Origin of the sequence: Petrotoga sp. Shatin.DS.tank11.9.2.9.3 (assembly GCF_003665005.1) — a bacterium.
GTDB classification, from domain to species: domain Bacteria; phylum Thermotogota; class Thermotogae; order Petrotogales; family Petrotogaceae; genus Petrotoga; species Petrotoga mobilis.
In genome coordinates this window covers 67,022-87,417 of record NZ_JGVT01000006.1, presented here as the reverse complement: position 1 = coordinate 87,417, position 20,396 = coordinate 67,022, and the positions used below count along the sequence as shown (strand labels likewise).

At 34.8% G+C, this 20,396-nt stretch carries 18 protein-coding genes; 4 read left to right on the top strand and 14 right to left on the bottom strand.

Translation table 11 applies throughout. The annotated features are described in order from the left end of the window. Position 1: 1 nt before the first annotated feature. Genes murJ through BZ25_RS07025 form a run of 4 tightly spaced genes read right to left on the bottom strand, consistent with a single transcriptional unit; the run spans position 2 to position 4,014 of the window. Complete coding sequence (murJ, locus tag BZ25_RS07040) at positions 2-1,486, bottom strand: murein biosynthesis integral membrane protein MurJ (protein WP_121567505.1); 1,485 nt, start codon at positions 1,484-1,486, stop codon at positions 2-4. 20 nt (positions 1,487-1,506) lie between these two features. Continuing rightward, positions 1,507-2,136 carry a uracil phosphoribosyltransferase gene (gene upp, locus BZ25_RS07035; RefSeq protein WP_121567504.1) on the bottom strand — a complete coding sequence of 210 codons (630 nt, stop codon included), beginning with the start codon at positions 2,134-2,136 and terminating at the stop codon, positions 1,507-1,509. 27 nt (positions 2,137-2,163) lie between these two features. After that, the gene (locus tag BZ25_RS07030) at positions 2,164-3,099 is read right to left on the bottom strand and encodes a 1-phosphofructokinase family hexose kinase (RefSeq protein ID WP_121567503.1); all 936 of its coding nucleotides are present in this window, start codon (positions 3,097-3,099) and stop codon (positions 2,164-2,166) included. An 18-nt stretch (positions 3,100-3,117) separates the two neighbouring features. Next, positions 3,118-4,014 (bottom strand): aldo/keto reductase family oxidoreductase, encoded by an 897-nt coding sequence (locus BZ25_RS07025; RefSeq protein ID WP_199676876.1) that lies wholly within the window; start codon positions 4,012-4,014, stop codon positions 3,118-3,120. 293 nt (positions 4,015-4,307) lie between these two features. On the opposite strand from BZ25_RS07025, the gene BZ25_RS07020 reads away from it, so the two are divergent. From BZ25_RS07020 to glnA, 4 genes are all read left to right on the top strand, one after another. Further along, complete coding sequence (locus tag BZ25_RS07020) at positions 4,308-5,141, top strand: HAD-IIA family hydrolase (RefSeq protein ID WP_121567501.1); 834 nt, start codon at positions 4,308-4,310, stop codon at positions 5,139-5,141. A gap of 223 nt (positions 5,142-5,364) precedes the next feature. Then, positions 5,365-5,886, top strand: coding sequence for a vitamin B12 dependent methionine synthase activation region (locus tag BZ25_RS07015; protein ID WP_012209577.1), 522 nt, complete (start codon positions 5,365-5,367; stop codon positions 5,884-5,886). Beyond that, positions 5,876-8,203, top strand: coding sequence for a homocysteine S-methyltransferase family protein (locus BZ25_RS07010; protein ID WP_233552369.1), 2,328 nt, complete (start codon positions 5,876-5,878; stop codon positions 8,201-8,203). Before BZ25_RS07015 ends, BZ25_RS07010 begins: the two co-directional genes overlap by 11 nt. A gap of 43 nt (positions 8,204-8,246) precedes the next feature. Continuing rightward, on the top strand, positions 8,247-9,572 hold the full coding sequence (gene glnA, locus BZ25_RS07005; RefSeq protein WP_121567499.1) for a type I glutamate--ammonia ligase: 1,326 nt from the start codon (positions 8,247-8,249) through the stop codon (positions 9,570-9,572). Positions 9,573-9,658: 86 nt separating this feature from the next. Here glnA and BZ25_RS07000 read toward each other — a convergent pair whose 3' ends face one another. The 10 genes from BZ25_RS07000 to BZ25_RS06955 form a co-directional block, all read right to left on the bottom strand. Beyond that, positions 9,659-10,435, bottom strand: coding sequence for an inositol monophosphatase (locus tag BZ25_RS07000; protein ID WP_121567498.1), 777 nt, complete (start codon positions 10,433-10,435; stop codon positions 9,659-9,661). Positions 10,436-10,590: 155 nt separating this feature from the next. Beyond that, positions 10,591-12,195 carry an alpha-amylase family glycosyl hydrolase gene (locus BZ25_RS06995; RefSeq protein WP_121567516.1) on the bottom strand — a complete coding sequence of 535 codons (1,605 nt, stop codon included), beginning with the start codon at positions 12,193-12,195 and terminating at the stop codon, positions 10,591-10,593. 18 nt (positions 12,196-12,213) lie between these two features. Beyond that, positions 12,214-13,287 (bottom strand): glucose-1-phosphate thymidylyltransferase, encoded by a 1,074-nt coding sequence (locus BZ25_RS06990; RefSeq protein WP_121567497.1) that lies wholly within the window; start codon positions 13,285-13,287, stop codon positions 12,214-12,216. Positions 13,288-13,331: 44 nt separating this feature from the next. After that, positions 13,332-15,179: a nucleoside-diphosphate sugar epimerase/dehydratase gene (locus BZ25_RS06985; RefSeq protein ID WP_121567496.1), complete on the bottom strand. Its 1,848-nt coding sequence runs from the start codon at positions 15,177-15,179 to the stop codon at positions 13,332-13,334. Then, positions 15,163-16,416, bottom strand: coding sequence for a DegT/DnrJ/EryC1/StrS aminotransferase family protein (locus BZ25_RS06980; protein WP_121567495.1), 1,254 nt, complete (start codon positions 16,414-16,416; stop codon positions 15,163-15,165). The genes BZ25_RS06985 and BZ25_RS06980 overlap by 17 nt, the downstream gene beginning before the upstream one ends. Before the next feature lie 179 nt (positions 16,417-16,595). Next, positions 16,596-17,450, bottom strand: coding sequence for a hypothetical protein (locus BZ25_RS06975; RefSeq protein WP_121567494.1), 855 nt, complete (start codon positions 17,448-17,450; stop codon positions 16,596-16,598). Positions 17,451-17,476: 26 nt separating this feature from the next. Further along, positions 17,477-18,742 carry a histidine--tRNA ligase gene (gene hisS / locus BZ25_RS06970; RefSeq protein WP_121567493.1) on the bottom strand — a complete coding sequence of 422 codons (1,266 nt, stop codon included), beginning with the start codon at positions 18,740-18,742 and terminating at the stop codon, positions 17,477-17,479. 225 nt (positions 18,743-18,967) lie between these two features. Then, positions 18,968-19,339 carry a S1 RNA-binding domain-containing protein gene (locus tag BZ25_RS06965; protein ID WP_121567492.1) on the bottom strand — a complete coding sequence of 124 codons (372 nt, stop codon included), beginning with the start codon at positions 19,337-19,339 and terminating at the stop codon, positions 18,968-18,970. A gap of 243 nt (positions 19,340-19,582) precedes the next feature. Continuing rightward, positions 19,583-19,798, bottom strand: coding sequence for a 50S ribosomal protein L31 (gene rpmE / locus BZ25_RS06960; protein ID WP_121567491.1), 216 nt, complete (start codon positions 19,796-19,798; stop codon positions 19,583-19,585). Positions 19,799-19,864: 66 nt separating this feature from the next. Beyond that, entirely contained in the window at positions 19,865-20,293 is a 429-nt protein-coding gene (locus tag BZ25_RS06955; RefSeq protein ID WP_121567490.1) for a hypothetical protein, read from the bottom strand. Positions 20,294-20,396 lie beyond the last annotated feature (103 nt).

Below are 20,396 nucleotides of genomic sequence, written 5' to 3'. Positions count from 1 at the left end.
CTTATTTTCTTTTCAAGAAAAGGTTTATTGCTAATTTTAACTTTTTAGAACCTATAAGGTACGCTGATAGGAAGTAGACGATGACACTAAGAGCAATCAGGAGAACAACTAACAATCTCGAATCGAAAAATCCTTTACAAGTCACAATAAATATGGACATAAAAGCGCTTGCGATGAAAATTTTAAATATTTCTACCCAATCTTCACCAGTCAAACCTTTAATAATATTGAAACCAGTCATAAACATGCCGATAATTCCAGAAATAGAAGTTGCAAAGGCAATTCCAACAACACCATATCTGAAAGCCAACAAAACATCGAGAATTGCGTTCACTGAAAGCATTACAACTGCGACTAAAGAAGGATACCTTGTATTCAATTTAGAGTGATAAGTCCTAATGAAGATGGTATGTAAAGAATAAAATGGAAGCCCTATAGAATAATACAACAAAGTTTTTGCTGTTATCAACGTATCTTCAAAGGTAAAACTACCATGTTGATATATCAAAGCCACGATCTCATTGTTTAAAAATATCAAACCGAACATGGAAGGAATTGCAAAGAACAAAGTTAGTTCTATACTATCTTTCAAATTCTTGTTGTATTCTTTTTCATCTTTTATACTCGAAGAATACGATAATTTAGGTAAAAGAGCGTTTGCAACGCTGATGGCAAATATACTCAAAGGAAGCTGATAAACTCTTAAGGCGTATTGAATGGTCGAGACACCGCCAGTACCGGTCCAGGTTGCGATATTGGTATCGACCAATGTATTCAAGGAAGCTACGGCTACTCCTAATAATGCGGGACCAAACAAGTTCATTATACTTTTCAGATCTTTGAAATTAAAATCAAGTGTCATCCGGAAGTGTATCTTTCTCAAAAGATAATAAACCAACAAAAACTGTAAAACTCCACCCACTGTGAATCCTATAGTTGGTCCCAATATTCTTGGGGAAAAGTAAGAAGATAAAAAGATAAAAACGATACTGCAAAGGTTGGATAAAGCTGGAGCGAAAGCAGGCCCAAAATAGATATCTTTACTATTTAAAACACCGGTAGCTATTGCCCACAAAGAGATAAAAATTATAAATGGATATGTAATTTTCAACAAATAAGAGGTTAATTCCATAGTTGATTCGGACAAACCTGTTCCCAAAACTAAAACTATTTGGTCGGAAAAGAGATATACAGGTATATATAATAAAACAGTCGTTATTAATACAAACCATATTGTGGTGCTAAGAAAAACCTGAGAATCTTTTCCTTGTTTTCTTGTAAATAAAGGAATAAAAGCTGAGGAGAGGGCTCCATCAGCGAAGATTTTCCGAAGAAAAAAAGGTAGAAGAATGGCAACTAAATATGCATCGTACTCTGCACTAATCCCAAAATAATGAGCAAAGGTAGCATCCCGCAAAAGGCCTAAAAGTCTACTTATAAGAGTTGCCAAAGAGAAAAGAAATGTATGCCTCAACAATTTCGACATCCAAATGCCCCCGATATTCTTTATTTGGTCCTGTACAATCTGTCTCCTGCATCCCCTAATCCGGGAACAATATACGCTTTTGAATTGAGTTTATTATCCAAAGCAGCAGTATAAATAATCACATCTGGGTTTTCACTTACAACTACGTTAACCCCTTCAGGAGCGGCTATCAAGGACATAATAGTGATATTTTGTCCACCTCGTTTTTTCACTTGTTTTATAGCATGATTCATAGAATGTCCTGTGGCAAGCATAGGATCGAGAATAAAGATTTGATGGTCTTCTGTCAAAGGTGGAAACTTCACATAATACTCTATTGCATTGAGGGTTTCGGGATCTCTATACACACCCAGAAAGCCCACACTGGCGTTTGGAACCAATGAAAGAACACCATCCAGCATACCTAAGCCTGCTCGCAATATAGGAACTATGGTAACTTTTTTATCTTCAACCATTTCTCCCTTTGTCTGTGCAATTGGCGTTTCAACTTCAACTTCCATCGTAGGGAGATTTCTGGCTGCTTCATAGGTTAGCAAAAGGGTTATCTCCTTCAAAAGTTCCCGGAATTCTTTAGGTCCTGTGTCTTTATTTCTCATTATAGAAAGTTTGTGTTTTATCAAAGGATGATCAACGACGTGAAGATTATTCATTTAAAATTTGCACCTCCCAAATCTTTGTTAAAATATCTTCTCGATTTTGACTTCATCTAAAAGCCTCAAAACGTCATTTTTTCTACAAAGTTCTGTTCCTGGAGTTATGACTGAGGCATTACCTGAGGCATTTGCCCATTTAAAGGCTTCTTCTACATTTGCGCCTTCTTCACGTTTTAAAACGTAAGCGGCAAGAAAGGAATCTCCGGATCCAACCGCACTTTGAACAGGGACATCTATGGAAGGAGCGTATAGGCAACTCTCCTTTGAGATAAACATAGCTCCGTTTGATCCTAGAGTAAGCAATATTTCTTTTATTCCGTACTTATCAATTAGCTCCAAACCATATTTAGCAAGTTCGTCTTGGTCAATCTCATTTATTTTTTTATCAAGAACCCTTTGAAACTCGTATAAATTAGGTTTGATACAATCAGGGTGTGATTCGATTCCGACTTTTAAATTTTCACCATCGGCATCAAAATATACCTTAGCGTTTTTCCTTTTAAGGTAAGAAATTATTTCTGCATAAAAATTTGGGGTTACTCCTGGTGGCAAACTTCCTGAAATAACAACGGTATCATTTTCTCTGATTAAAAGTTTGAGAGTCTCATACAGTTGGTTCAAATCAGTTTTTGGAATCTTTGGGCCCTGAACACTCAGCCGGTATTGAGAATTTCGTTCCTGTAGAATGATGTTCATTCTCGTTTCTTTTGTAATTCTAACAGCTGTGTATATTACCCCTTCTTTGTCCAACATTTCCTCAATCTTTCTTCCGTTTTCACCACCAAGAAAAGAAATAGCTACGGATTTACCTTCCAATTCTTTAATTGCTCTTGAAACATCTATTCCTTTTCCTGCAGGATAGTCTTTTATCTTTTTAACTCGGGTAGTATCATCTGTTTTTAATTTATCTACATAAAGGTACCTATCTAAACATGGATTAAGCGTTATTGTAAATATCATATAAAATCATCGTCTCCTTTACGGTACATCATGGCCGAGGGCTGCTTCATAGATCTTAAACCAATGTTCTCTCGTCATTTCTACGTTCAGAGCTTCAACAGCGTTCTTAAGTCTTTCTAACCTACCGCTTCCTGAAATAGGGATTACACCGACAGTATGGTTTAAAAGCCATGCGTATACAACAGTATCTACAGAATCGATACCGAGTTCTTTGCCAACTTCTTTCAACGTCGTCAATATTCTTACCGATTTATCGTTTGAACCATCGAATAACTTCCCACCCGCCAAAGGTGACCAAGCCATTGGATTGATATTTTTCCCTTTTAGAAAATAAATATTATCGTTTTCAAAATGTTCTAAGTTGAATGGAGAGATTTCTATCTGATTAGTCACCAAAGGAAGATTCAATTTCGATTGTAAAGCTTCAAACTGATTGATGGTGAAGTTTGACACTCCGAAGAAACGAACTTTACCAGATTTGTGTAATTCTAAGAAGGCTTCTGCAATTTCTTCTGGGTTCATGAAGGGATCTGGGCGATGTATCAGTAGTAAATCGATATAATCGGTATGAAGACTACGAAGGGAATTATCTACAGATTTCAAAATATGTTCTTTGCTAGTATCGTAATAATGAATTCTTTTTGTCTCCTTGTTAGGAAGTACTATGCCACACTTAGTTACAATTTGCATCTTATCTCTTAAAGAAGGATTTGACTTTAAAACTTCTCCAAATAAGCCTTCACAAGTATAATTTCCATAAATATCGGCATGATCGAAAGTAGTTACTCCTAAATCTATCGCTTTCATAATAAATTTTTCTGTTTGTTCTGTTGAAAAATTCCAGTCTCTAAGTCTCATCATCCCTTGTACTATTCTTGATAAATACAAACCACTATTAGAAACGTTGACTTGCATTATTTCACCTCTTGATCTAGAAGAATTTGAATACTTTTTATTCCATTTATTATAACATATTTTATTCTTAGCTATCGTTTGAAATAGAAAAAAAGCAACAAACTTTTAATTTTTTGATATAATTAAATGCATAAGCAGGCCTGCGGGTCAAAAGGGTAAAGGCTCCTTTTCCTTATGGGTGGGGAGCTGGATGAAATGACAAAAGAATCTTTTCCTTATGGGTGGGGAGCGGGGCGAAGGGGCGCTAATAAAAGGTTTAGAGTTTCTAAAAACAGAATTAAATTTTAAAAAAGGTGGTTTTTACTCTGATAAACGATATAAAAACAATCGAAAAATTACAACAAATAGAACTCTTCGTTTTAGATATAGACGGTACTTTTTATGTCAGTCAAAAGTTAGTTAACGGCGCACTAAAATTCTCCAACCTTTTAAAAAGGCAAAATAAAAAGCTTGTCTTTTTAACCAACAACTCCAACAAATCAAAGAAAGAATACTTACAAGAGTTTAACGCTTTAAACTATCCAATAAAAGAAAACGAAATCTACACAGCAGGTATCGCTGCTGCAGAGTATATAAAAAATAAATTTGGTACAAAAAGAATTTTTTTGGTGGCTACTCCCTCAATGATAGAAGAGTATGAAAAGTTAGGCCATGAAATTGTTACAGATTTCCCTGAGATGGTGGTAGTTACTTTCGATAAAAGTTTAACCTATGATAAATTGGCAAAAGCCTCCATATTTGTATCTAAAGGGGCCTTCTTTTTTGTTACTAATCCAGATTTGAACTGTCCAACTGAAGAAGGGCCTATCCCCGATACCGCTGCTATTGCAAGTGTAGTATCTAAAGCATGCAATAAAGAACCCGACATCATCTTTGGGAAACCAGATCCCAAGATTTTAGAAATGATAATGAAAGATTATCAAGTAACCCCAGAAAAAACCTGTATAGTTGGAGACAGGTTGTATACTGATATATTAATTGGAATAAACGCTGGTACGTTATCTACATTAGTATTAACCGGGGAAGCAAAATTAGAGGACCTAAAAGATTCTGCAATAAAACCGGATCTTGTAGTTGACGATTTAGGACAACTTGCAGATCTAATCATAGATGGGGGACGTGGCTAAAGGCATAGTCTTTTGTTCTTCCGTAGATGGGGGGAAATGGATAAAAGGACAAAGAATCTTTTCCTTATGGGTGGGGAGTTGGATGAAAGGGTAAAGAACCTTTTCCTTATGGGCGGGCTGCGGGGCGAAGGGGCGCTATCACAGGACTTTCTAAAGATGTTATTATCGAAATAACAGGAGGGGGAATTTTATTAAAATCTACATTCCAGAAACTTATGAAATAATGCCTCAAAAAAAAATATACTTACTCCGAGCAGGCTTCAATGGATCTAAATTCCAAATCAACGACAAATTAAAAGAAGAAATAAATAAAATATACAAGATCGGCTTAGAATTAGCACAACCAAAAGCCATATGTGACACATATAAAGTAGACTCACTTCCAAAAGAGCTGATTCCTAAATCTTTCGAAGGTGTTAAGTCGATCACTTTTTTTGTATCCACCTTAGGATACGAAATAGACAACTATATATCAAACGCCAATACTCTCTCTTCCATGTTAATGGATGCTTGGGCTTCAGAAGCCATAGAAGCGTTCAACGAATCTATCGATAAAAAACTTAGAAAAGATTTCGGTAAAGGTACCAGGAGATTTTCTCCTGGATATTCGGATATAGATGTGAGAAAAAATTGGGATATCGTCTGTAATTTACTCAAAACAGAGATAGTAGTTGTCAACAAAGAAACTGGTATCATAACTCCAAGAAAAAGTACTGTATGTATGATAGGGTGGTATGATGAATAGAAAAGAGTTTGCAGAAATATTGAATGAAAAGATACTCATTTTAGACGGAGGATATGGAACAGAATTTATAAAAAGAGGATATAAAAATATTCCTGCTGAGATTTTAAACATCGAATATCCAGAAGTAGTTTACAATCTACAAAGTGAATACGTAAAATCTGGAGCAGACATTCTTTTAACTAATACTTTTAGTGGAAATCGACGAAAACTCAAAGAGCTAAATTATGAAGAAGCATTCGAAAAGGTCAACGTCAAAGCAGTTGAAATTGCCAAGCAAGCATCAAAAGGCAAAGCTTTGGTCTTTGGCGATCTATCTTCTCTAGGAGAGTATCCAAAGCCTATGGGAGCTCTTGAAATGGACGAAGCAATAGATGAGTATTTTCAGCAAGCAAAAGTTCTATTTGAAAGCGGTGTAGATGGATTTATCGTAGAGACAATGACGGATATAAAAGAGTTAAAGGCTGCTGTATATGGAATAAGAAAAGTTACAGAAGATTTACCTTTAATAGCTCATATGACGTTTGAAGAGAACGGCCGTTCCGTTACGGGGACTTCTGTGGAAATCTTTGCGAATGTTTTTAATGATTTAGATGTAGATGTACTAGGAATTAACTGTACTTTGGGTCCCGAGGATCTTTTAAAGGTTTTTGAGCGTCTATCACTCTCAACAAACAAGTTTTTATCAGTCGAACCAAACGCTGGTAAACCCATTTTTGATGGAAAAAATTTGGAATACAAAATGACGCCCGAAATATTTGGAATGTTTGTTGAAGACTATTTAGATTTAGGAGTAAATATTATTGGAGGCTGTTGTGGTACCTCTCCAGAACACATAAAGGTAATTAGGAATATGGTAAAAAGAAGATCTAAAAAAATAGTTAAAGAAATACCTATTATGTATTCTTCAAGAACAATCTTAAACAAATTTTATCCTTTTACCGTTATCGGAGAGAGAATAAATCCTGCGGGGAACAAAAAATTTCAAAATGAAATTGAAGAATTCAACTTCGATAATGTAATAAAAAGGGCAAACAATCAAAAAAATGCAAAAGCCCATGCAATAGACGTTAACTTGGGTATCGAAAAGATTTTGAACGAAGAGCATTTCAAACAAATTATCATAGAATTAGACAAACACTCTTCTCTTCCTATTTCTTTTGACATTCAAAATATTGGGTTTTTAGAGAGCGCTTTAAAAGAGTATCCAGGAAGACCAATAATCAATTCTTCTAAATTGAGTAAAAAAGATCTAGACAGAAAACTAGAGTTGATTAAAAAATATGGTGGGTTATTAATAGTATTAGCGCTTGAGAAAGAAATCTTAGAATCTGCAGAAGAAAGACTGCAACTAATGCTAAGAAAATGGCCATACATAGAAAGTAAAGGAATAAGTAAAGATAGAATTATAGTTGACCCATTGGTGCTGTCCCTTGCTGCCAATAACGATCCAAACGTTACCTTGGAGACGGTAAAATTACTCTCGCAAAATGGGTTCAATACCACTATGGGTCTTTCGAATCTTAGTTTCGGTTTACCAAACAGAAATTATATAAATGCAGCTTTTCTCTCAAGGGCAAAAAGTAAAGGCTTGACTTCAGCCATCTTAAATCCAGAAGATGAGTTTCTTATGAACACGTTGAATGGCAACCTATTGTTGGATAAAAATATTGTAATACCAACTAAGGTTGAAAAACAAGATGAATTAACCGAGAAAATCCTACAAGGTGAAGAAGGTGAAGTAAAACGAATCATTGAAAATCAGTTAAAAGAGAAAAGTCCATTAGAAGTTAGTCAAGATGTGCTGGGTAAAGCGATGGAAAAGATCGGAGACCTCTACGCACAAGGGAACATATATCTTCCTGAGTTATTGTTAGCTGCCGAAACTGTCAAACCCATTTTTGATTACCTAAACAATTTGATTCCTGAATCTCAAAACGATAAAAAAGCTAAAGTCGTACTAGCCACGGTAGAAGGAGATATACACGATATTGGTAAAAATATAGTAGCAGCAGTATTAAGAAGCGCTAACTTCAAAATTATAGATCTTGGCAAAGATGTGGAAACTTCTATAATAATCGACGCTGTACAAAAAGAAAAACCAAATATATTAGGGCTCTCGGCTATGATGACAACTACCGTGGGAAAAATAGAAGAGGTGGTAAATGAACTGAAAAGATTGAACCTTAACGTGAAAGTTATTGCCGGCGGTGCCTCGATGAACAGAAAACTTGCTGAAACCTTTGGATGTGATGCCTACGCTAAAGATGCAAGTGAAGGACTCAAGATATGTAAAAGTTGGATCAATTTGAATTCATAATTGTCCATCAAAAATTCTACTTTATTGGGAGGGAAAAAAATTTATGACAAAAGAGGAACTATTGGAACAGATAGAAAGTCAAGGAATAAAGTTTATTAGACTCCAAATTACAGATATCAACGGTGCATTAAAAAACGTAGAAATTCCATCTACTGAATTGGAATCTTCTTTGACAAACGGGACTATGTTTGATGGTTCATCAATTGAGGGACTAGTGAGAATCAACGAATCGGATATGTTACTTAAACCTGACCTAGATACATTTACAGTTCTACCATGGACAGTCGAAAGAGAAAAAGTGGGTAGATTTATTTGCGACATTTATGCTTCAGATGGGAAGCATTTCCAAGGTGACCCCAGATATGTGTTGAAGAAAGTCATGAATGAGATGAAAGAGTACGGTTATACCCCATATGCCGGTCCGGAACCAGAATTTTTTATTCTCCCAAGAGATGAGGAAACCAGGCAGCCAGTATTATCTCCTCTTGATAAGGGAGGCTATTTTGATTTACTTCCGATAGATTTAGGGGAAAGGGTCAGAAAAAACATGGTGGAAACTCTACAAAGTATGGGTATTAGAGTGGAGGCTGCTCACCACGAAGTAGCCAATTCTCAGCACGAGATTGATTTCAGGTACGACAACGCCTTAAGAACCGCTGACAATATTCAAACTTTTAAATTGGTTGTAAGGACGATAGCCCTATTGAACGGGCTGTGGGCAACGTTTATGCCTAAGCCATTTTTTGGTATGAACGGTTCAGGGATGCATACCCACTTGAGTATCTTTAAAGACGGAAAAAATATATTTTACGATCCAAACGGTACTTATCAGTTAAGTAATGAGCTTAGATGGTTTATTGGTGGTGTTTTTAAACATATTGATTCGATAACCGTTTTGGCAAATCCTACGATAAACTCATATAAAAGGTTAGTTCCGGGATACGAAGCCCCTGTTAACATCGCGTGGTCAGTATCAAACAGAAGTGCTTTAGTAAGAATACCGATGTCAAGAGGTGAAGGAACTAGATTAGAACTGAGATCTCCAGATCCAACGGCAAATCCTTATTTACTGCTAGCAAGTGTGTTTTCAGCTGGTTTAGAAGGTATAAAAAACAAGATCGAACCTCCTCAACCCGTTGATGGAAACATTTACGAAATGGACCACAGAGAAAAGAACGAAAAAAATATTAGATATTTACCTGGGTCACTCCAAGAATCCTTGGAAGCTTTGAAAAATGATGAACTTATAAAAGATGTTTTGGGAAAACATATATTTGAAAAATTTGTAGAATTAAAAGAAAAGGAGATTGAAGAGTTCAGGATAGCGGTAACTGATTGGGAGATTAGTAGGTACATAAACCAATTTTGATAAACCTCTATAAATACAATAAGGGAAGAACTTGTAAGCTCTTCCCTTTTTTAGTATTTTCTGAAAAAGCTCATTCAAATTATCCATCATTGAAATTTTTGAATATTTTTTAAATTATTTATCAGATCTTGAATAAGGTAAGGATTACAGTAAAGAGCATCAGATTGAAAAATATCTACATTTTTCCCTTCGAGATCTACAATTTCCCCGCCGGCTTCTTTTAATATTAGATGCCCTGCTGCTACATCCCATGGATGAGATCTTATAGATATGAAGGCATCCAAATAACCCGAGGCCACATAAGCGATCTGCAAGGCAGCGGTACCAAACAATCTAATCCTCATAACTTTTTCTTCTAATGCTTTAAAATATTTGTATGTTTTCCCTCTCTCATTTCCAAGGGAAATCATAGCATCTTCAAAAATTTTAGCCCAATGTGGTCGCAATATTTTATCGTTTAAATAAGCGCCATTGTTTTTTGTGGCAGAGTAAAAAAGGTTCATAAAAGGTGAATAAATAATACCTATCGTTGGTTCTTTATTTTCAACATAGGCTACCGAGATACAATGTTCTGGCAAGCCCCTTGAAAAATTAACCGTACCATCTATGGGGTCTATAACCCAATATTCATTTTTCTCAGGGGTTTCGGTTAGTCCTGATTCTTCTGCTAAAAATGATGAATTTGGGAAACTTTTATTTATCTCTTCTATTAGATATTCCTGTATTTGGTAATCTACATCGGTTACAAGATCGGTTCGAGACTTTTTTGAATTAACATGGAAATTCTGGGTGCTCCACATTTTTAATTTTTCACCTGCATCAGAGACTATTCTTTTTATTTCAATGAAATCATTTTTTATCAATCTTTTTTCCTCCTAAAACGGTTTTGACTATCTTTAGAAACTTTATATATAGCGCCCCTTCGCCCCGCTTCCCGCCCATTTAAGGAAGGGACCTGCGGTCCCTAGCCCAGCAGGGAAGAGGATTTCGCACCTTCCATTAGGTTCATCAAAGCGTTTTAACTTATTTTCCAAACATATTCATGAGGTTGCAAAATGATACTATCTAATGATTTGCTATCAGCGGTCAAGTTGTTATAGATAACAATACTTTTATTTTCTTTTTTTCGAGTAATTTTAAATACTCCATCGATATTTTCATAGATTGGCTTTTCTGAAAACAAATCTTCGTTTTCCTTTTTCAAATCAAGTATCTTTTTTATTCCATGAAAAATCTTATAACTGTCGCTGTCAGTGTTGTTAAGAGCCTCTTTTCTTTTCTCTTCATCGAAAGGTCCTCTGTTGAAAAATCTTGAATCTTTATGGCTTATTTTTTCAGTCATTTTTCTATAGAATTCTTCATCATTTTCCATTCCTATTTCATCGCCATAATAATTTATGGGTGTTCCATCCAAAGAAAACAAAATTGAATAAGCTAAAAGCACTTTTTTATAATCCTTACCCATTTGGTTGTACAATCTTCCTGCGATCCCTTCTCCTTCTCTGAAATTCCATCTTTCATCGAGCAAGTAGTATTTCAACATCTTTGCCCTTTCTTCTGGATCGACGAATTCTAAGGTTAATTCATCGTGACACCTTAAAAAAACGAACCATTGACAATTTTCTGGAATGGGTGGGGTAACTCTTTCAGAAAGAGTTTCTATTATATAATTGGGGTTACCTTCAGCAATAGACAAAAAAATTTTTGGCATAACTGGGAAATGGTATGCAACCTGGCATTCATCAGAATTACCAAAATAAGCAACAACGTCTTTAGGAGGCTGATTGGCTTCTGCGATCAATGCTGTTCCTTCTTTTAGGTAATCTAAAGCTGCTCTGAATATTTTTAAAATCCAGTGGGTTTGAATTAAATTTTCACAGTTAGTACCTTCTTCTTTCCATAAAAACGGTGCTGCATCCATTCTAAAACCATCCACACCGTGTTCTTTCCAGAAGGTAAAAATTTTTATCATCTCTATCAGTACATCAGGATTTTTGTAATTTAAGTCCGGCTGTATTTCGTAAAATCTATGAAAGTAATAATCTTTCATTTCTGGGTTGTAGGTCCAGTTGCTGTTTACCATACCTTTAAAAAGCAGTCGGGCTTGGGAGTATTTTTTATCTGTGTCACTCCATATGTAATAATCCCTATACTTAGAATCTTTTGATCTTTTTGCCTCTTGAAACCATGGATGCTCATCAGAAGTATGATTTATTGCAACATCAAAAAGAATTTTTATACCTTTTTCGTGAGCAAGATTGATAAATTCAAAAAAACTTTCGTTTCCACCTAATTCATCTCGAACTTTGTAAAAATCAGAAATATCGAATCCTTGGTCCTTCATTGGAGACTGTAAAATAGGAAGAAGCCATAATATAGTTACACCTAAATTGCTCAAATAATCTAATTTTTCTTTCATTTTGTCAAAATCACCAGCGAACAGATCCACGTAAGTAGAATAGACCAAACCTTTCTTATACCAAAATTTATCGTTTGGTGCGTACGTGAAAGAATCTTTTTTTGATTTTAAAAAGTCTAAAAGAATTTCCAATTTATGGTTATCAGAATACAGTTTGTTCCAAAGTTCAGTTATTATCTCTATTTTGTCGTCTATTATTTTCACCCCCAAGTTAACTATCTATTATTTTGGTATTTGTATGTTGCTATAATCGCCTATTATCAATTTTAGAGAATATGGTTTTCGTTCTGCTGAATAAATCTTTGAATTTTCTCCTATAATAGATGATTCTATCCTTATATACACATTTGAAATATTTGCATAACTTAAGATTATACTGTTCTCAATCTCTGAAGAGTTTATATAGGCACTGTCACCGATGCTTGTATATGGTCCTATGTAGGCATTGCTTATTGTAACGTTTTCCCCAATTATTACAGGTCCTCTGACGATAGAGTTCATTATCTTCGTATTTTTCCCTATGTGGACCATTCCTTGGACCGAAGAATCTGATCTTATTTCTCCTTCTATTTTTTGCTCTTTTAAATTACTGAGAATCGTTCTATTTGCCTCGATTAAATCTTCAGGTTTTCCTGTATCTTTCCACCATCCCTCCACTATATGAGCTCCGACATTGTTTGAATTATCTATTAACCATTGAATGGCATCGGTTATTTCAAGTTCCCCTCTCCACGAAGGTTGAATATTTTCAATTGCCTCAAAAACCTTTGGGGTAAATATATAAACCCCAATTATTGCAAGATTCGATGGAGCATCTTTTGGTTTTTCGACAACTTTTGTCACTTTCGAATCTTCCATCACTGCTATTCCAAATTGGGAAGGGTTATCTACGGAAGTCAATAGTATAAAAGATTCATAATTTCCTTGCTTAAACTGGTCTATAAAATTTTTAAGATCAAAATTTATCAGGTTATCCCCTAGATACATTATAAAGTCGTCATTATCAAGGAATTCTTTTGATACCTTTACCGCATGAGCCAAACCTTTTGGATGTTCTTGTATAATATATGATAATCTTATACCTAATTGACTACCGTCTCCTAAGACGTTTTTAAAATCTTCTATATTTTCTGAATTTACTACCAAACCGATCTCTGTTACCCCTGCGTCTCTTATTTTTTCTAAGCTGTACATGATGGTTGGTTTGTTAGCTATTGGTATCAATGGTTTAGCGTTTGTGAAGGTGAGTGGTCGAAGTCTTGTTCCTTTTCCCGCACAGAGTATTAATGCTTTCATAGTTTTTTGCCTCCTTGTATGATGGTTGTAGTTGTTAGCGCCTCTTAGCTGATCTCTGATATATTTGAATCTGGTATGTAATCTTTTATTATCTCAATAACACTGTTGTAATCGTTATTTTTTATTATTATATTTATTCGTTCTATCAATTCATTTAGTTTTTCTTCGTTTATTTCGTGATTGTTAGATTTTGAAATAAAGATTCTTTTGTTTCTAGTTTTTTCGTAATCTTCATCTTCTAAAAATATTTCTTCGTATAATTTCTCACCAGGCCTGATTCCTGTATAAACTATTTTTATATCTTGATCAGGAATGTACCCCGAAAGTCTGATCAAATCCCTGGCTAATCGATCAATATTTACGGGCTCTCCCATTTCTAAAACGAATATTTCAGCCTTTTGAGCAAACTGTCCACATTGTAATACTAAAGAGACAGCCTCCGGAATAGTCATGAAATACCTTTTCATATTGGGATGTGTGACCGTAACGGGACCACCCTTTTGTATCTGTTCTTTGAAAATTGGAATTACACTCCCTCTACTTCCTAAAACGTTGCCGAACCTCACTATTCCATACTTTGTTTGATAAAAATTAGACAATGTCTTTACTATAATTTCTCCAAGTCTCTTTGAAGTACCCATTATAGATGTTGGTTTAATAGCTTTGTCGGTAGAAATAAATACAAATCTTTCTACATTATATTCTCCTGAAAGTTTTGCAACAGTGTAAGTTCCAATTGTGTTGACCCTGAAGGCTTCTGTTGGATTTTTTTGCATGAGGGGTACATGTTTATGAGCAGCGGCGTGAAAAACAACATCAAATTTATATTTTGAAAACAAATATCTCATTCTGTTTTCATCGGATACATCTGCGATAATTTCTTCTATAAACGCATCTGAGAACTTGTCTCTCAGTTCATTTGATATTTCAAAAATACTGTTTTCACCTTTTCCAAGTAAGAAAAGAGCTTTAGGACCCATTGGTAAAACCTGTCTACATATTTCAGAGCCTATACTTCCCCCTGCACCAGTAACGAGTATTTTTTTGCCTTTTATGTAATCTTTGATCTCTTTTAAATCAACACTAACTTCCTTTCTACCTAATAAATCGGAAATATCGACCTCTCGTAGAAAACCAAGCGATAACTTGTTATCTAAAATTTCCAAGATTCCTGGCAAAGTTTTTAGCCTAACCTTTGTTGTATCAACATAATCTATGATTTTTTTTATCTGATCTGATGAAGCACTGGGAATAGCTATTATAACCTCTTCAACGTTGTATTTTTCAACAAAATCCATAACTTGGTTTATCTTCCCCAGTACAGGATAGCCTCGAATATTTCTTCCTATCTTTTCTGGATCATCATCCAAAAAGCCAACAACTGATCCCTCTTCTGGATGCCTCTCATATTCTCCCAACAATTCTGTCCCCGCATCTCCTGCGCCGATTATAAGGATATTTTTAATGCCGTTTAGTCGCTTTTTATAATTTCGAGAATGCCTTGAAAACCAATATATCCTACTAGCTGAAACAAAGACAACTCCAACCACTGATGCAGTCGCAGCCACACTGAAAGGAAGTGTGAAAATATCGCTTATATATCTTCTTACAAACTCAAAAACAAAAAAGTTGATAAGAAAACCTATGAAACCACTGTTGAATACAGGTCTTAATTCGTTGAGAGTGGCAAATCTCCAAATGTATCTATATATTCCAGAGTAATAAAAAACAATTACCATAAGCAAAGGAAAGAAAAAGATGGGGGAGATGTACTTTCTCATCTCCACAAAGTCAAATTGAAACCTTATGAACATTGCAACAATGTAAGCAAGGAAAAACAAAATATAGTCAATTATCATCAATCTAAAAGATCTTTTAGACAAATGTTTCATTTTTTATCTCCGTTAAGCTTTCTGTTATTATTTGATATACGTAATTCTGTTCTTCAAGACTGATATTGGAGAAAAATGGGATCGCAAAAGTTAAAGATGAGATCAGCTCCGTGACCGGGAAATCTCCTTCTTCATAGCCGAACATTTTTCTATAAAAAGGTTGTAAGTGAACAGGATAAAAGTAATTTTTGGATTCTACACCTTTTTCATTCAATTTTTTTAAGAAGGTTTGTAAGATATTTCTAATCTTATTTATTAATTCTTTCCATTCTTTTCGATTCTGTTCCCATTCAATTTTTATAGGTAAGTCAAAATTTCTAACCCATTCGGGTATATGAATTAACTCTGATACCCAATCTAAGTTCAATCTCAAAACGAAAACAAACCAACTTTGAGAGGTAGCTTCTTGAGGAATAAAGGGTAGAACTACTCTTTCTTCATTTTTGAACAACTCAAAATAATTCATAGCCTTCTCTTTTCTTTTAGAACTTATTTCCTCTATCCGTTTCATTTGAGCAAAACCAAGTGCTGCAGACATTTCATCCATGCGATAATTGTATCCGAGCCTTTCACTGATTAACCACTCTCCATTTTTACCTCTACCTTGGTTACACATGGACTTACATAAGTCAAATATTTCTTCGTCATCAGTAACGATAACCCCACCTTCACCTGTGGTTATCTGCTTGTTTGGGTAAAAGGCGTATGTACCAGCCTTTCCAAAAGTTCCTAATTTACGCCCTTTATATTCTCCACCTAATGCTTCACAAGAATCTTCAATTATTTTAATTTTATCTGGAAGAATCTCAAGTATCTCATCCCATTCCAAGGGGACTCCAAAAATATCCACACCCATAAAAGTCGTAACGTCGTCTTTGTAATCTTTGTCTATGAATTCTTGTAAATTTTTAACGGATAAGTTGTAAGTATGAGGATCTATATCAACAAAGACCGGTACTCCCTTCTCAAACAAAGCCACGTTGGCTGAAGAAATAAAAGTGAAAGGCGTTACGATCATCTTTTGATTTTGTTGAAAATCTAAAGCCCTTAAAACCAAATGTAAGGCTGATGTCCCGCTGTTCACAGCCAGAGCGTATTTCATTCCAGTATATTCTTTTATTATTTCTTGGAACTTTTCTAAATAAGGGCCCAAAGCCAGTCTTTCAGAATTCAAAACATCCATGATGGTTTTTTTCTCTAAGTCAGTAATATCTGCACCTGATAATGGGACAAACATAGTTGGTATCGCCTCCACGCGTTAAGGGGCTTTGCCCCTTAAGATCCCCAAAACCTAGTTTTATTTAAAAAATTTTTTTGCACAAAGCTGCACGAGGGCTTTGCCCCTTAAGATCTTACAAAAATATTTTATAATCCTTTATATAGCGCCCCTTCGCCCCGCTGCCCACCCAACAAAAATTACAAAAATTGTTGGAGTTTTTTGTATTCTTCCTCTTTTATATAACCATCTTCCAGCAACTTTTCTAATATCTCTTCGGCTTTCTTTTTGTCTGATATGGACGTAACATGAGAAAAAATTGTGCTATATCTTTCATCTTCCCCCATATTTTTAATTTGATTGATTATTTTTTCATAAGGGTCCTCTTGTGTCGGTTTTTCCGTTGTGTTTTTTGTTGAAGTTTCGTTTTGTGTTTGTTTCTCATCCTTTTTGATTAGTTCAAGATATCTTCCCGTAGCGGTTCCATCTTCAAAATAATGTATCGTTGTTTCTCTTATTAAGAAAAACAAAAGAAACCACTGGTATACATCAAGGGTAACAATTCTCAATAACATCACGACGTTTCCGTCTCTCAATTTAATGAAACGATTTTTAACTATTTTATTACTAATTTCAGACTCTTGAAGCTGCCATTGATCTTTGTCAATCCTATTTATCATACTAGCATAGGAGATCCAGCTTAATAGAAAGCTTCCTAAAAATAAATAAATCTGCCAACTAGGTAGTGTAAAAGTTGGTATTTCTTCTAAAGTTAAACTCCCTACTTGTTGTATCAAGTATAGATAAAAAATATTTAATACCAAAAAAGAAATCATGTACAAAACAAACCAAATTATTGGGTTCTTTTCTTTTATATCGGGAAAGTTCAAATTATTCGATTGGTAGACCTTCTTCATTCGTTCAATATGAAGATTTCTATTTCTGATCAAAACGTGATAAATAAAAAATAATAACGCCACTCCAACGAATTGTAGGACAGGTATGTATGATAAAACAAAGGTTATAAAAATAATAAAAGGTCTCAACAAAATCATTTTATTTCCTCCAGTTAAAAAAGTCTTTATTCCTCTCTCAATTTCTCTACAATGATTTCAGACACCCAATTTCTTTCAATCTGGGTCTGTTCTCCGCTTTTCATATTCTTTATTGTGACGATATCTCTAGAAATCTCTTCATCTCCTATTACTACCACATATTTAGCGTTTAATCTATTGGCATGTTTAAATTGCCCTGATAAATTCCTTTTCGATATATTTAAAAAAGTATTTATGCCTTTCTTTCTAAGTTCTTTCGATAAAGTAATAGCCGCCATCTCACCCTTTTCACCTTGAAAAGCCACGTAAACATCTATTTCGCTTTCACTTTCAACCTCGACATTTTCTCTTTTTAGGGCTTCTATTACCCTTTCAATCCCTATCGCGAAACCAACCCCTTGAGTTTTAGGACCCTCTAATTGTTCAACGAGGTCGTCGTATCTACCACCACCTGCTATGACCGCTTGCTCACCCAAATCAGAATGTTCTACCTCAAAGGCTGTTTTCGTGTAATAATCTAAACCTCTAACAATTTTTGGATCAACTTGATAAGGTACATTGTAAGCCTTCAAGTACTTTTGGAGATTGTGGAAATGTTCACGACTTTCTTCGTCTAAATAATCCAAAATTGATGGAGCGTTTTTTGCAGCTTCCACGTCGATTTTACAATCCAACAAGCGCATAATATTGGTATTGAAACGTCTTTGACAATCTTCACATAGGTTGGGTAACAATGGTTGATAATACGTTTTCAATACTTCTTTGTATTTTTCTCTACTTTCAAACGTACCTATGTTGTTGATTTTCACTTTAAAATTGCTCAATTTTAACTTATTGAAGAAGTCGTGGACAAATGTGATTAATTCTGCATCTGCTAAAGGATGGTCTGTTCCAAAAATCTCTGCTCCTATTTGATAAAACTCTCTATAACGGCCAGCTTGTGGCTTTTCATATCTGAACATAGGACCTATGTAAAATAATTTTTGAGGAGATCCAAGGGTTATTAAAGAGTTTTCTATATAAGCCCTTGCTACCGAAGCGGTTCCTTCCGGTCTTAAAGTTAATGACCTTCCTTTTTTATCATCAAAAGTATACATTTCTTTTTGGACAATATCTGTTTCTTGACCTATTCCTCTGCTAAAAAGTTCGGTTTTTTCGATTAATGGGGTTCTTATCTCTTTGTATCCGTATATTTTAAAAAGGTTCTTTGCTGTATTTTCTATGTATTCCCAATACTTAACTTCTTCGCCAAAAATATCTTTTGTACCTTTTATTCTTGTATATGTACTCAAATGCTAATCCTCCTTAGAACTTTATTATAATGTCTTTAGACTCTTTAAAACTTATTTTAGAGCGACCCTTCGTCCCGCTCCCAGCTTTCTCAATTATTTTACCACAAAGTATGTAACTTTAAAAAGAAAAGGTCAGAGTTTAGATTTTTTTGACATAAAAAATAATTGAGAGGGAGAAAATCTCCCTCTCAGATGTTATTCTATATATGCATAACCTATAATTAATTATCTTCTACGTGTATTCTTTTTCTTATCTAAGTGCTTTTTATACTCGGATATCTTCTTTTCGCTGTCTTTTAGATACTGGTTCAATCTTTTTTCAAAATTGTGTGATTTCCCCGTATCCTCTTTTTCCTCATCAAAATCCTTCAAAGACAACTCATACTTTCCGTCTTTTGTCCTTCCTATGATTTTCCCATGAACTTCATCACCGATTTTTAGAAAACTGGATATCTCTCTAACATACTTTTTTGAAATCTTTGAAATGTGTACAAATCCTTCTTCACCATTTTCAAGTTCCAAAAAAGCACCAAACTTTTTGATATCGACCACTTTGCCTTTCACAGAATCCCCTGTTGCTAAACTTTCATTTACCAAAATAATTACCTTGCCCTTTTTTCTTAACCACGAGAACCTTGCTAAGTCGTGATATCACCCTTCATATACGGATGGCCTGGGTCCGGGCGTTGGTTTTCACCTCCGAGATTTTTTGTTATGTTTCCAGCTGGATATTGGTGAAAATTTGCCAATAGCAAGGTCCAACTGGATAACGCTTTTTATCTCTTGATAAGTTTATTCCTTAACTCTAATAAATCCCCCCCAACAAGAAAATTAGAGATTTTAGTTTTCAAGAAAATCTTTGTATTTGTTCTTAAACCTCTGAACTCTACCTTCTGTATCCAATATTTGTGAACCTAATTCTCCTCTGTAGAAAGGATGACACTCAGAACAGACATCTAATCTGAAATTGTCAACTGTTGAATACAAAGTATGTTCGGCACCACAGGCGCATTTTACGGTTATAAGTTTCATTTCTGGATGTATACCTTGTTTCACGTCTAACACTCCTTAATCTATAATTCTTACCAACTTATTATATCATAATCTGATAATTATGTCAAATTAAAAAGTATAAAACAAACCTAGTCCTCCGCTTAAATCAAAATCTGTTTCAGGGGTAACTTTAAAACCTGGTGCAATTTCCAAAAATGTGATCAATGGAGTTTCAGGAATAGCAAAATTCAAACCCAATGGGAAGCGTAATCCTAAATTTAAATTATCTTGTACACCAAGATGAATGCCTGCACCATAACTAAAATCAATATCACCAAAAAGATTTGGAGAAACACCGTTAAAATCAGCTTGTATGGTGAAACTGTTGTGAGTAAAAGACCACGCAGCTGTGATACCGGCAAAACTTGTATTACTAGTGTAACTTCTTATATACAACCCCGTTGGTTCACCAACTTTTACACCTAAACCTAATGGAGCCGAAAAAACAACCGCAGTTAAAACTATTAAAGCAAATAAAGAAACCACTATCTTTTTCATACCGATCCCTCCTGATGTTGATTTTTTTGAAAATGAAAAACATAACATTAATATAATATCATAAATTTATTAAATTTTTATTAATTTCTTTGATTGTGATAAC

Coding starts and splice junctions, on each gene's coding strand:
- murJ (WP_121567505.1), bottom strand. CDS start 1,486: ATGTCGAAATTGTTGAGGCATACATTTCTTTTCTCTTTGGCAACTCTT.
- upp (WP_121567504.1), bottom strand. CDS start 2,136: ATGAATAATCTTCACGTCGTTGATCATCCTTTGATAAAACACAAACTT.
- BZ25_RS07030 (WP_121567503.1), bottom strand. CDS start 3,099: ATGATATTTACAATAACGCTTAATCCATGTTTAGATAGGTACCTTTAT.
- BZ25_RS07025 (WP_199676876.1), bottom strand. CDS start 4,014: ATGCAAGTCAACGTTTCTAATAGTGGTTTGTATTTATCAAGAATAGTA.
- BZ25_RS07015 (WP_012209577.1), top strand. CDS start 5,365: ATGCCTCAAAAAAAAATATACTTACTCCGAGCAGGCTTCAATGGATCT.
- BZ25_RS07010 (WP_233552369.1), top strand. CDS start 5,876: ATGATGAATAGAAAAGAGTTTGCAGAAATATTGAATGAAAAGATACTC.
- glnA (WP_121567499.1), top strand. CDS start 8,247: ATGACAAAAGAGGAACTATTGGAACAGATAGAAAGTCAAGGAATAAAG.
- BZ25_RS06990 (WP_121567497.1), bottom strand. CDS start 13,287: ATGAAAGCATTAATACTCTGTGCGGGAAAAGGAACAAGACTTCGACCA.
- BZ25_RS06985 (WP_121567496.1), bottom strand. CDS start 15,179: ATGAAACATTTGTCTAAAAGATCTTTTAGATTGATGATAATTGACTAT.
- BZ25_RS06980 (WP_121567495.1), bottom strand. CDS start 16,416: ATGTTTGTCCCATTATCAGGTGCAGATATTACTGACTTAGAGAAAAAA.
- BZ25_RS06975 (WP_121567494.1), bottom strand. CDS start 17,450: ATGATTTTGTTGAGACCTTTTATTATTTTTATAACCTTTGTTTTATCA.
- BZ25_RS06955 (WP_121567490.1), bottom strand. CDS start 20,293: ATGAAAAAGATAGTGGTTTCTTTATTTGCTTTAATAGTTTTAACTGCG.